The organism is Pseudoalteromonas sp. SIMBA_162, from assembly GCF_046535955.1.
Classification (GTDB): domain Bacteria; phylum Pseudomonadota; class Gammaproteobacteria; order Enterobacterales; family Alteromonadaceae; genus Pseudoalteromonas; species Pseudoalteromonas marina.
Genome location: NZ_JAWJBQ010000004.1, coordinates 33,398 through 45,722, shown reverse-complemented (window position 1 = coordinate 45,722; position 12,325 = coordinate 33,398). Strand labels below are relative to the sequence as shown.

The 12,325-nt window shown below is 40.1% G+C and carries 14 protein-coding genes; 6 read left to right on the top strand and 8 right to left on the bottom strand.

Going from position 1 to position 12,325, the window contains the following annotated elements:
* Positions 1-169 precede the first annotated feature (169 nt).
* From R0J88_RS04130 to R0J88_RS04120, 3 genes are read left to right on the top strand one after another with little or no spacing between them, the layout of a single operon-like run.
* On the top strand, positions 170-508 hold the full coding sequence (locus tag R0J88_RS04130) for a hypothetical protein (protein WP_410899176.1): 339 nt from the start codon (positions 170-172) through the stop codon (positions 506-508).
* On the top strand, positions 505-2,100 hold the full coding sequence (locus R0J88_RS04125; protein WP_410899175.1) for a PepSY-associated TM helix domain-containing protein: 1,596 nt from the start codon (positions 505-507) through the stop codon (positions 2,098-2,100). Before R0J88_RS04130 ends, R0J88_RS04125 begins: the two co-directional genes overlap by 4 nt.
* Positions 2,097-2,438, top strand: coding sequence for a DUF3325 domain-containing protein (locus R0J88_RS04120; RefSeq protein WP_410899174.1), 342 nt, complete (start codon positions 2,097-2,099; stop codon positions 2,436-2,438). The genes R0J88_RS04125 and R0J88_RS04120 overlap by 4 nt, the downstream gene beginning before the upstream one ends.
* A gap of 236 nt (positions 2,439-2,674) precedes the next feature.
* Here the strand turns inward: R0J88_RS04120 and R0J88_RS04115 are convergent, their stop codons facing one another.
* Entirely contained in the window at positions 2,675-3,196 is a 522-nt protein-coding gene (locus R0J88_RS04115; RefSeq protein WP_410899173.1) for a lipocalin family protein, read from the bottom strand.
* A 120-nt stretch (positions 3,197-3,316) separates the two neighbouring features.
* Here R0J88_RS04115 and R0J88_RS04110 point away from each other — a divergent pair, with 120 nt between their 5' ends.
* Genes R0J88_RS04110 through R0J88_RS04100 form a run of 3 tightly spaced genes read left to right on the top strand, consistent with a single transcriptional unit; the run spans position 3,317 to position 4,726 of the window.
* Positions 3,317-3,772, top strand: coding sequence for a YaiI/YqxD family protein (locus R0J88_RS04110; protein WP_004588273.1), 456 nt, complete (start codon positions 3,317-3,319; stop codon positions 3,770-3,772).
* A 1-nt stretch (position 3,773) separates the two neighbouring features.
* Positions 3,774-4,316 carry a DUF6942 family protein gene (locus R0J88_RS04105; RefSeq protein WP_410899172.1) on the top strand — a complete coding sequence of 181 codons (543 nt, stop codon included), beginning with the start codon at positions 3,774-3,776 and terminating at the stop codon, positions 4,314-4,316.
* Between the two features lie 17 nt (positions 4,317-4,333).
* Positions 4,334-4,726, top strand: a complete 393-nt coding sequence (locus R0J88_RS04100; protein ID WP_410899171.1) for an ACT domain-containing protein — start codon at positions 4,334-4,336, stop codon at positions 4,724-4,726.
* Between the two features lie 71 nt (positions 4,727-4,797).
* Here the strand turns inward: R0J88_RS04100 and R0J88_RS04095 are convergent, their stop codons facing one another.
* The 7 genes from R0J88_RS04095 to R0J88_RS04065 all read right to left on the bottom strand — a co-directional run bounded on the left by R0J88_RS04095 (position 4,798) and on the right by R0J88_RS04065 (position 12,162).
* Entirely contained in the window at positions 4,798-5,190 is a 393-nt protein-coding gene (locus tag R0J88_RS04095; protein ID WP_006793298.1) for a hypothetical protein, read from the bottom strand.
* 128 nt (positions 5,191-5,318) lie between these two features.
* The gene (locus R0J88_RS04090; protein ID WP_410899170.1) at positions 5,319-5,765 is read right to left on the bottom strand and encodes a hypothetical protein; all 447 of its coding nucleotides are present in this window, start codon (positions 5,763-5,765) and stop codon (positions 5,319-5,321) included.
* 149 nt (positions 5,766-5,914) lie between these two features.
* Positions 5,915-6,571 (bottom strand): class I SAM-dependent methyltransferase, encoded by a 657-nt coding sequence (locus R0J88_RS04085; RefSeq protein ID WP_410899169.1) that lies wholly within the window; start codon positions 6,569-6,571, stop codon positions 5,915-5,917.
* 11 nt (positions 6,572-6,582) lie between these two features.
* The gene (locus R0J88_RS04080; protein WP_410899168.1) at positions 6,583-10,233 is read right to left on the bottom strand and encodes an AAA family ATPase; all 3,651 of its coding nucleotides are present in this window, start codon (positions 10,231-10,233) and stop codon (positions 6,583-6,585) included.
* Positions 10,230-11,477 (bottom strand): exonuclease SbcCD subunit D C-terminal domain-containing protein, encoded by a 1,248-nt coding sequence (locus R0J88_RS04075; protein WP_410899167.1) that lies wholly within the window; start codon positions 11,475-11,477, stop codon positions 10,230-10,232. Before R0J88_RS04075 ends, R0J88_RS04080 begins: the two co-directional genes overlap by 4 nt.
* Positions 11,478-11,555: 78 nt before the next feature.
* Entirely contained in the window at positions 11,556-11,792 is a 237-nt protein-coding gene (locus tag R0J88_RS04070) for a hypothetical protein (protein ID WP_410899166.1), read from the bottom strand.
* Positions 11,793-11,925: 133 nt separating this feature from the next.
* Positions 11,926-12,162 (bottom strand): hypothetical protein, encoded by a 237-nt coding sequence (locus R0J88_RS04065; RefSeq protein ID WP_010556105.1) that lies wholly within the window; start codon positions 12,160-12,162, stop codon positions 11,926-11,928.
* Positions 12,163-12,325: the final 163 nt, after the last annotated feature.

Genomic DNA, 12,325 nt, shown 5'->3' with positions numbered 1-12,325 from the left:
AGCTAAGCAATAACCCTAAAAGAGCAGAGATCAGTATTTTACTAACATGCTAGACAATAATGTTGAATTATCTATAATATACAAATGAGAATCACTATCTTTTGTATTTGTAAGCTTTATAATGACCCCTTATTTTTATCCTCGTATTTGAATAAGGGATTTGTTAACTATGCAGGCACCTCTGCACATAGCATCTTTTACAAAAACTAACCTAGCTGCGCTTTTAAAGGTGGCCCAAAGCTATAGAGTGTTAGTATTTTTGCGTTTTATTATTGCCATAGTAGGTGGCTATGCGTTTACCTCAGCGTGTATTTCATTATTAAGTGTGCTACTGCCCATTCCTAAGCAAGATGCCGTATTACTGTGTGTGTCTATCAGTATTTTAATTTACGCCGCCGTGTTTATTTATGCGTTTTCGATTAAGTCGTTAAAAACTACATGGATCAGTATTTTACTAAGTACAGGTTTTTTTGTTGCTGTATTGGCGTTATTGAAGGGATGGCTATGAAAGACAGCTTTTTTAGGTCGATGACCTGGCTGCATACCTGGGTGGGCTTACTTACCTGTTGGATTATTTACGTAATATTTTTTGCAGGCACAGCGAGTTTTTTTAGAGACGAAATAAACTTGTGGAATCAACCTGCTATACACAATGTGCAAGCCCAAACCGACAGAGTGGCCGCGCAAAGGCAGCAAATTATAAAGGGCTTTGATTACTTAAATCAGCGCGCTGCAAACTCCCCTAGTTGGCGTATTACCTTGCCCGAAGCGCGAATACCGTATTTAGTATATGGCTATGCAAAACCTAAAGAGCCAGGACAGCGCCGCAGCCAGTTTGTAAATACCCAATTAAACCCAAACAACATGCAAGCGCTGCCCCCTTTTATTGAAACCAAAGGCGGTAACTTTTTTTATCGCTTGCATTATCAGCTTTATTATTTAGATGCCATAACAGGGCGTTGGGTGGTTTGTTTTGCCAGCTTTTTTATGCTGCTGGCAATAATTTCGGGCGTGGTTATTCATAAGCGCATGTTTAAAGATATGTTTACTTTTAGGCGCAATAAAGGGACTCGTAGCTGGTTAGATGCGCATAATTTAAGCTCGGTACTTGCCTTGCCGTTTCATTTAATGATTACTTACACAGGCATTATTACGCTTATATTTATGTTGTTCCCCTACCCTGCGTTAACGACCTACGACAAGGGTATGCGTGGCTTTTTTAATGATGTAACACCTAGCAATAACGTGACTAATAACGCCCAAGGCAGTGCAGATTTGCTCTCTATAAACACTATTTTGGATCAAGTTTATACCAAGTGGCCTAGTGCAGATATTACGCGTGTTCAGGTTAGTAAACCGAATATGGCCGCCTCAACAGTAACGGTATTGGTAAGCCCTGCAAAGGCGCTTCGCGATCAATCTCCGCGGCTTTTGTTTAGTGGTGCTACCGGCGAATTAGTTGCACAAACTGATGACGAACTTAGCAGTAGTAAAGCACTTTATGAGTCACTTAACTCTATGCATACAGGGCGCTTTGCTACGCCTTTACTGCGCTGGTTATACGTACTTGGCGGTATTGCAGGCTGCGTAATGATTGGCTCTGGCTGCATAATGTGGGCTAAACGCATACGCGAGCGTAATAAGGGTAAAGACTCACTTGGCTTACAATTAGTCGAAGGTTTAAACCTTGCCACTATTATGGGTTTACCACTGGCTACTTGCGCCTTTTTTATTGCCAATAGATTACTTAGTCCAACCTTAGCAGGGCGTGGTGAAAAAGAAGTTACAGCGTTCTTTTTAGCATGGTTAGTGGTTGCCGTTATGGCACTTTTAAAGCGCGATAGGCTGCAATGGCGTGTAATGGCAGCCATAAATGCCCTCGCGTGTTTGAGTGTACCGGCAATAAATGCGCTCACCACACAGGGCAATATGGTGAGCTACTTACTTAATAAACAATGGGCCTTGTTTATTTTCGATGCGGTATTTTTACTGTTTAGCATACTGTTTTTAGTACAAACCGAAAAATTACGTACTGCTTCTAGCGCATCTAAAAAAACAGCTAATAAGCTAGCCGATAATAAAAAGAGGCAAGAAGCATGATTGATTTACTAAGCTTTAGCCTCTGTTTGTTTGCTTTTAATGGTTTTGCTTTGGCAAAGCCAGCGCATTTTAAAACGGTGTTTACAACGCGTCCCTCTAAGTTGCAAAGTAATTTGCTGCTAATAGTTGCCTGGATCAGTATTTTACTAAGTTTATTGCTCTGTGTTGTTACGCAGCAGGGATACGGTGCTTTACTGTTTTGTGGCTTTATGGGGCTAAGTGTATTAATTATAACGATTTTTTATAATTTTATAGAAAAGTTGATTAAGCCATTTAGCTTTTTAAATATGTTACTGATTGGCTTATCAGTGCTATTACTGGCAGTAAATTCACTTTAGTTAGTAAAAACCTGATCCAAAGAAAGCCATTAATTTTAGGCAAAAAAATGGCAAGCTATAAAGCTTGCCAACAATAGGGGGATATTCAGCATGTCCAATACTTGCTTGTCTTGTTGCAAGTGCAGCTAATATAGCCCTAACATATTTAACTTACCTTACAGTAAAATGATCGTTTTATTACAGCTGTAACAATCATTAGCACTACAACTGTAAAGCCCCTTTACATCGCTAAATAACTACTGTTTAACCCAAATAATTTGCTCTGTAGCAAAGCCTAGTTTGTTTGCTTTAGCTATAAAATGTTGTTTAAGTTTGTCACTAACGGTAGGTGTACGTGATAAAAACCATAAATAATCACGGTTATAACTTGTAATAAATGCATATTGGTAGTCGTCTTGGTCTAATTCAAAAATTACGTAAGCACCATAAAATGGGCCAAAAAACGAGACTTTAAAATGGCCTGTGTCAGTCCCTTCTACAAATTTAGCTAAGCCCTGTGCTTCATCCCACTTTTGCTCTTTAGTTATAAAACCTTTGTTGAGCACTTTTACTGTGCCATCGTCATTTACTGTGTAAGTCGCGGTTACTTGCTCCATGCCCTCTTCGAATGAGTGATCAAGGCGGGCAATTTCGTACCACTTACCTTTGTACTGCTCTAAGTCAAAGTTTTTAACCGGGGTAATTCCTTCAGGTGCACTTGTGCAGGCAGTGAGTAAAAATAACCCTGTAATAAGTAAAATAGTCGTAATGGCCTTCATGAAAGCTCCTTTTTAAATGTGATGCAGTTTGTACGGCTTTAACCAAATAAAGTTTGCTAGCCGATTAAAATAAATTGCTATAGGATCAGCTAAATACTAGAGCAATTAAAAGATTTAAGCATGAAAATATGGGTAGATGCCGACGCATGCCCTGTGGTAATAAAAGAAATACTTTTTAGAGCCGCTGAGCGCACGCAAACACCAACCATTTTAGTAGCAAACCATGCAATGCGCATTCCGCCTTCAAAATTTATAAGCCGCGTACAGGTTTCGAGCGGGTTTGATGTGGCCGATGACGAAATAGTAAAGCGTGTAGAAAAAGGCGATTTAGTTATTACTGGCGACATACCGCTAGCCAGTGAAGTTATAGATAACGGTGGCCAAGCACTTAACCCGCGTGGTGAGCTTTACACGCCAGAGAATATTCGCTCGTTATTAAACGTGCGCGACTTTATGGATACCATGCGCTCAAGCGGCGTAGAAATGAGTGGCGGGCCACCACCGCTTAGCCAAACCGACCGCCAAAACTTTGCCAATAACCTCGACCGTATTTTAGCGCAAAAAAAGGCGAGCTAGTGTGAGTGAGCAACTAATTGGCTTAGGTGAGCAAGCCTTTAGCGTAGCCGTTTATGTGGCAAAAGCGCCGCCTATGCCCTACTTTGAAACCCTACACAGTGTTGAGCCTGTAATAAACGAGCAAATAAATACCATAAACCAGCACTGCGGTAATGGCTGGCGTAAAGTGTTTAACGTATACGCTAAAGTGTTGTTTGCACTACCGAGTGAGCATTACAGCTTTGCTAAACAAGCCGCTAGCTGGCAAGCGTATCGCGATACATTTTTACTGCAAAAAAACAGTAAAACAGCGCTGTTATTTAGTGCGCCCATTATTAACGGCGCAAATAAAAATCAACTGCATATTATTGCTGGGCGAACCCATGCTAAAAACTTATTACAGCAAGGTAAGCTTAATGCGCAATTTAATTGGTTAGACGATGAGTTTGCAATTGATACAACGAATAACATTATCGTGTGCCCGTACTTTGATTACCGGCAGTTAAGTAATATTAAAATAGCCCGATTAAGCGAGCTAGTTGCCAAGCTTAAAACAGCTAATTAAAAATGTAAGGAGTCAACATGGTGGGAATTTTAGAGCTAAATACGTTATTAAAATCAATGAACCCCGAGCTTAAACAGGGTGAATATATATTTTGCTGTTTAGCAGGCGACCTTGCCGACTACGTTCATTTAAACCCACTTGCCAGCTACGTTGAAGAAGAAGGCCTAACCCTTATTTTAAATGCAGATACCGCTGACAAAGCCGGTATTACTTATGAAGCTAAATATAATTTAATTACCCTTAATGTGCATTCAAGCCTTGAGGCTGTTGGCTTAACCGCTGCGGTATCGGCCAAATTAACCGAGCATAATATTAGTGCCAATGTAGTGGCTGCGTTTTATCACGACCATATTTTTGTACAAATAGATAAAGCACAGTCGGCGCTATGTGCGCTTAAAGAGATTGCTTAAACTTAATTTCATTAAAAGTCTCTGGTTCTGAGTTGTTTAACGTTCAGTAACCTAGCTTTTAATATTTTTAATTACACAATAGATTCAACAATTTTCAATGCCTTAAGTTCGTTTTCATGGGTTATGCCATCAGCTTCAATTACTTGCTTAAGAAGCTCTAAAACAAACACCCTCATTGGTTGGTCAATAATGTGCGACATACGGTGTTGAATAAATGACTCTATTTCGTTTGTTTGCACCGCTGAAACACATTTTTTAGTCATCTCTATTATGTAATTGTCTATTTCTATTGCTGAGTTCCATTCAATTTTTTGTGCCCAAGCACTCACTACATTTAGCTCTTCGTCAGCAATGGAGCCATCAACAGTGACAAAAAGTAAAGCCAGGTCTAATAACGACTCTTTTTGAAGTTGCTCAACACACACGCCCATATCAAAATTATTTAATAACTGTTCAAACTTCATAGTGCTTCCTTGATGGATAAATATACTGCTAAAGAGCTTATAACAAAGCACACCAAAAAGTAATTTTAATGGGTTGGTTTAATTGCAACATTTTGTAAGTGATAAATAATACAACTTTTGTCGCTAGCTTAGCTTTCGGTACTTTTATTGTTTATGCAAAAGCTGTTATTAGCCGCTTCTAGCTGTACTTTATTTCCAGTTTTAACTCTTACACAGCGAGTGCTTTTCGGCAATTTTGTCTTTTGAATTACATTAAATTCGCCGTTATCTTCATCGTTAAGTGTGTATTGGTATGCTGTGTTACCGCCTTCAAATAATGCCGTAAAAAGTCCGCCAATCAATGCTCCGGCAATTGCACCGCTGATCATGTCTTCGGTGTTACCATCTAAATCCTCGGCTAAACCAATGCCTGCACCAACCATGATTCCGGTTCCGATTTCTGATGACAGCTTTACCTTTTCAATTGATTCGACTGTTGCATAGTAATGCTTAATGATATGACCTTGGTCGTCACGGTCAACGCCTTGAGAGGCACAGCCAGACAGTAATAAAAGGGCAATTAAACTTTTTTTCATGATTATTCTCTGTGTTGGTAATGAGTACAATCATAATCGCTAATTCGTAATAAAACTGTGAGAGCTTTGTTTGTAGCTGTTAGAAGTTGTAAGAATGTGTTCAGAGGAAAACATCGACTCAGGAAAAGCCGATGTTTAAATTAAGACGATTAAACAACGTACCCACTAAAACCAAGCGCCTTAAAGTAAAGCTTAGGAATGCCGAATTTACACTCGCTCAGTAGCTCACTTAAGCGCATTCTATCAAGTGGGTAAAATTCACTTTCTAAGTTTTGCGCTGTGTAGGCTTGCCCTGCATCACTTAGTCCTAAATCGGCACACACAGTAATTTGTGCTTCGCGCTCAAAGTCGGTTTCGGGTTTCATTAAATCGCTAATATATAAGTGTGCGCCTTTATTTAAATTAGCTTTAATGTTTTTAAGTAGCTGCTTTTTACTGCCATCGTCTTCTAAAAAGTGCATTACGAGTAGGCATAGTGCGGTATCGGCCTTGGTAGAGAGTTTATCAAGTTCGCCTTCAATAACGTTAACGCGCTTTGCTATGCCGTGCTCTTCAAACTTTTGTTTAGCAATGGCGAGCATATCACTTGAGGTATCTTGCGCTGTAAATTGCCATGTAGAGTTAAGCGCGGCAAGGGCGAGTACTTCTTTACCTGTACCGGCTCCTACGACTAAAATATGCGCATTGTCTGCTAATGTAGCAAGTAGTTGTGCGTTGGTCAGTTGGTGTAAAAGTGCGTATCCCGGTACTAAGCGGGTAATGCGACTATCGTAATGCGTTGCTTCTTCGCCTGTAAATGTGGGCATTTTTAACTCCTTTATAAAACTTCAACGGTGGAGTATCCACCACTTTGCTTACTAACATGGACTTGCGTTGCTACGCGTTCGCTCATTTCGCTCACGTGCGATATAACCCCTACTTTGCGGCCCTGTGCTTGTAAAGAATCGAGCGCGTCCATAGCAACACTGAGTGTTTCGCTATCTAACGTACCAAACCCTTCGTCAATAAACAAAGAGTTGATTTGTACTTTGTTTGACGAAAGCGATGCAAGGCCTAATGCTAGTGCCAGTGATACTAAAAACGATTCACCTCCAGAGAGCGTATTAACCGAGCGTTGTTCGTCGGCCATGTCGCGGTCAATAATGGCAATATCGAGCGATTGCGCAATGGCTGTAAGCTCGTAGCGTTTATTAAGGGTTTTTAAGTGGCTATTTGCGTAATGCAGTAATATTTTTAGCGTTTGTGTTTGCGCTAAGTTACGCATGGTTTTACCGGTTGCATCGCCTAGTACTTTATTAAGTAAGTGCCATTGTTCCACTCGCTTTTTAAGGGTGGCTAGCTCAGCTTGTTTACCCTCAAGCGCTTTGGCATTTTGGTTGTGCTGTTCTATAGCAGTATTGGTGGTAAGTAAACTGTTTTGCTGCTCAGTTTGCTTTGCATTTAATGCTGCTAATTGCTCGGAGAGTTCAGTGTGGTTTTTTGTTGGCTTGTTAGTATTTTGGTGATCTGTATGCGCACTTTGTTGCTGTTTAAGCGCTGCATTTGCATCAGTAAGTGCAGCTGAAAGCTGCTCAAACTGGGTTAAATGGGCTTTAATTTGTTCACTGCTTAACGTTAGTAAAATAGTGATCTGCTCGTGCGTTGCCTCACTATACTGGGCTTTAAAGTCGCTAAACCATTCGTTATAGCGCTCTTCAAGTGTTTTAAGCTCCGTGCTTTGCTCGGCTAAACGTAGCTCTGCGTTTCTAAGCTCAATTGCATGCTCGTCTCGTTTTTTTACAGCGTTATCGTAAGTTTGCTGGCTGTTAGTTAACAGAGTTTGGCATTGCTCAAGCTGGGCATTAATTTTTGTTTGGTAGTCGTTTACGCTTATTTGCTCGTTATTAAATAACGCAAGACGCTCACTTTGTGTTGTATTTTGTAACTGTTGAGCATTGTCTAAATCATCTTTTAGCGTTTTAAGTGCACTTTCGCTTTTAGTTATTAGTGGCTTAAGCTGCTGTAATTGCTGATTGGTCGTGTCTATTTGTTTTTGACTTTGCTCAAGTTGCGCATATGTATGCTGATACAGCTCAACCTGTTGGCTTAAATCATTTAGGTTCAGTGCGCCTGATTGAAGCTGTTGCCAAAAGTTACTGTTTTCAAATTGTGCATTAAGCGTTGTAGTGAGCTCATTAATTTGCAACGTTAGCTCAGCGTGCTTTGTATTTACTTGGCTTAGTTTATTGGTTAATTCACTATTTAAATTATGCAATTGTTGCTGTATTTGCTGCTCAGCTTTTAGTGAGCTTTGTTGCTGATTTACTTTTGCTTGTAGGGTAGTTTGCTGTTTTTGCGATTCAAAATAGTGAGACTTTTGGTTGCTGAGCTGGGCGTGGGTTTCATCAAGCTGCTGCTTTGTTAAATCGTTAAGCTCTGTACGCGTTCCTTGCATTGTTGTTTTAATTTCTAGCTGCTTTGCCTGTGCGCTTTGTATGGCTTGACTGTGTTGGGCGTGCTCAGTAACAAGTACAGCATGCTGTGTTTGATGCTGATGCAGCTTAGTTTGAGCGCTATCGTGTTGCTGCTTAGCTTGGTTATAACTTGTTTCAAAATCGGCTATTAGGCTATTTAATTGCGGGCTTTGGCTGCTTGCATACGGGTGCTCTTTTGCCCCGCACACTACACATGGCTCGTTTGGAATAAGCTGAGTGCGTAAATGCTCTACGTTTTCGCTGGCACGCAGGCGTGCTTGGTTTAATGCGTATTCGCTGTGTTTAAGTGCTTGTTCGCATGAAGCTAAGCTTTGTTGCAATGTTGTTTGCGTTTGCTCACTGTTTACAAGTTTGGCTGCAACCGCGGCTTGTTGTTGTGAGCTGTGTTTTATTTCTTGATTAAACTGTTGGTAGCGCAAGCGCTGATCATTTAAATATTCAATATTTTTAAGTTTGCTATCGCATTGCTCAATATTGAATTGACGTAGTTGCTCACTTAGTTGGTTGAGATCTTTCTGCTGATGTGCAAGTTTTTGTTCTTGTAGCTCTACTTTTTTAGTTTGATCTGCTAACTGTGTCGCGTGTTTAGTTTGCTCTTCTAGAAGCTGTTTGCTTTGAGAAGCGGTTGCCTTTATTTGCTCATTGGCACCTAAATACGCATTAAAGCTGTGTTGGTAATAATTCCAATCATTCGCGAGCGGTTTAAGCTGCGTATGTTCAGTAAGCCATTGCTGATGCAGCGTATTTAGCTTAGTTGCTTCATCAAGCGCGGTTTGGCTGTGTTTAAACTGAATTTGTAATTCGCTAAGTTGTTGCTGCTCTTTATCACTTTGCTGAGTAAGGCTAGTAATGCTTTGTGTGTGAATAGCAAGCTGGCTGTCGAGCTCGCGGGCTTTTACAATAATTGGCTCAGCAGATTGCTTTTGCTCTTGCGCTATTTTTAATTCGCTTTGTTTTGTTTTAAGTGCCTTTGCTTGCTCTTCAATAAGCGTTGCATGGTCAATAGTTTTTAAGTCACTTATTTGTTTATTTAGGGTGATATTTTGCGCTGTTAAATACTCATGTCGTTTTCGATTATCTTTTATCTCAAGTGCGCTTTGTGCTTGTTTTGCTTGTTCACTCTGTTGAGCAATTTTTGCAAGCTCGTTGGTAGCATGCTGCTGACTTTTTGTTGCCTCTTCAAGTGCTAGCTCAAGTGCACTTGCTTGCTTGTACCAATTTAGGTTTTGCTCTGTGCTTATTATTGTTTTTTTAGTATGTTCTATTTGCTTTTTTAGCTCATTAAGCGTGGTGTGTTTTATTGCTAATTCGTCTTCTCTCAATAAGGTATAACTTGAGAGACTTGCTTGTAGTAGATCAAACTTATCTTTTAACTCTTTGTTACGTTCAAAAATACGCTTACCAATTAGGCTAAATTTATCGGTACCTGTTAGGCACTCCAATAATTGCGCGCGTTCATCGCCAGTGGCCTTTAAAAATGCAGCAAACTCGTGCTGCGCTAATAATACCGCACGCGAGAATTGCTCAAAGCTTAAACCTATTTTACTTTCTATTTGTTTTAAGGTTTGGCTTTTGTCGGCTATTAATGTTTCATCTGGTAGGGTAACTAACGTGTGCTCGGCGACTTTTAATTTACCGGTTACTTTTTTATGGGTGCGCTGTATAGAATAGCGGGCGCGGTAAAGTTGTTTGTCTTGCCCTACAAAGTCAACCTCAGCAAAGCCTTCCCACTTTCCACGGCGTAATAAGTTACGCGCATCGTTTAATTTAATGCTGTCGCCATTAAAATCAATCAGGTTACCTTTATCGCCTTTTAGGCGTGCCGTTTTTGTGTAAAGCGCCAAACAAATAGCATCTAAAAAGGTACTTTTACCCGCGCCGGTGTCGCCGGTTATTGCAAATAAGCCCGCATCTTTCAGTGGGGCTTGAGTAAAGTCGATTTCGGCGTCTACTATTGACGCTAAGTTATGAATGCGTACTGCGGTTATTTTCATAGTTGCTCTTGCTCCGCCAGCTCACTGATTACATCGTTTAAAAGCACTTTTAGTTCATCGGGTACGTTCTGCCCTGCCATGTCTTTGTCGTTTGCAAAGGCTTGTTCTAATAAATTGAGCGGATTGAGCATTTCAACTTCACTTAAATCTTCAAATACTGTGTCGTTGTTGGTTTGGGCTGTTTGTTCACGAACGCGTTCGATACCGCAAAATTTTACGTGCTTACCTTCTAGTGCTTGTTCTATTTGTTCTCTGAAGGTGGTGTCGGTATCACTTGATTTAAGTTTTACGCGTAAATAAGGGGCAATAGCATGTTGTGATGTATCGAGTGCTTTAATTTGTTCACATAAGTCATTCAGTGGCACACACTCCCCTTTTGGTAAAATAATAACGTCGGCTGAGCGCGGAATGTAAAGGGGGGTTACAGTTGTACTAATGCTCTGTTTTTTATCGCTTTTAAATTCGATAACATTAACTTGGTGAGTATAGTTACGCTCTGAAAACGACATGGGAATAGGCGTGCCGCTATAGCGAATAACCTCGTTTTTGGCAACTTGTTGCGCTTTGTGTAAATGGCCTAGAGCTACATAGTTGGCTTTATTGCCAAACACATTGGCTGAAATAGACTCTTCACCACCTATCACTAAGTTGCGCTCTGAATCGCTTGATATGTCGCCGCCTTTAGCGTGTAAGTGCCCCATTACAATTAACGGTGATTTTTGCTCATTAATTTTATAGGCATGCTCCAAAGCAAGCTCATATGCATTTGCAACGCCCTGTGCATAGCTAGGGCCGTTTTTTGTTTGGCTTAGTGAGCTCACATCGCTTGAGCGCAAAAAAGGCATAGCAGCAATTACAGCGCGTTTATTATTAGTATTTATTTCTATAATAATATCGCCAGGCGCTGATACATCAAAACGCCCTACTACGTGGGTATCAAATTGAGCAAGTAAAGGCTGAGCCGCTAAAATACGATTTGCAGAGTCATGATTGCCAGCAATAATTACCACGTGCATGTGTGGGCAATGTTTTTTAGCGTCTTTTATAAACTGGTAAAGTTGGTTTTCGGCGCTGGCACTGGGTGTTGCCGTATGATAAATATCGCCTGCAACTAATAACAAATCTATTTGCTGCTCAACAAGAGTGGCAAGTAACCAGGTAAAAAATGCTTGATGCTCAACACGGCGGTCGTGTTCGTAAAATTGTTGGCCAAGGTGCCAATCGGAGGTGTGAAGGACTTTCATGTCGCGCTCTTAAAAACCAGTAAGAGCGCCAATATACCCAAGGCTGTTAAAGATGCAAGCCCCCGTATAACTAAACAGTTAGCTTAAGCTGTACCAAATGCCAAAAATTACTGGCAAAGCAATCAATGCGATGAGTAGAGGTTTTTTTAACGTTTTAGTTTTTTTGGATTGCAGCTTTTTGAGTGCGTTCGTTTCGTTACAAGCGGCTACTTTATCAATGTAAAAATAACCTGAATCAAGGTACTGCTTACAGCTATTTTCGTTGGCTGGGATTGCAATTAGTTCTTGTTGTTTTTTTAGGATATAAAAATCCATAAGCCCACCGCATTTCTTACTTGTAATCGATAATATTTGAGGATAAATATTAGTAATTTATTTGCCTCAAATAAAAAGGTGGGCGATTTTAAATACAAATGACTACAAAGATCAACCAAAAACTACGGTAATTTTAATTTATCGTACAAATAATTAAAATTAGTGAAAACACCGCAATATTTACGCCAATTATGAGCTGTTTTTTACTGTGTTTTTGTTCAGTGGTTAGCCGCTTTAGGGCATCTTCTTTGTTGCAGGCCGACACAATATCTACATAAGAATAATGGTCAGCTTTATAGCGCTCAAGTAGTTCTTTTTCAGCAGGAATAGCGTCTAGTTTGTGTGCCTTTTTTACAATATAGAATTTCATAGCGTGGACCTTTAAAATCTCACTTAACTTTACTGTAATCTTATTTGATGAACTTGACCTGAAATTGGCTAATACGAGTGTGTTTTAATGCTCTAGTCGGTTTAAAATTTGTAAACCCCCTTTACATTTTTAAATGAATTAAAATAGCTAACAAATTATTCTT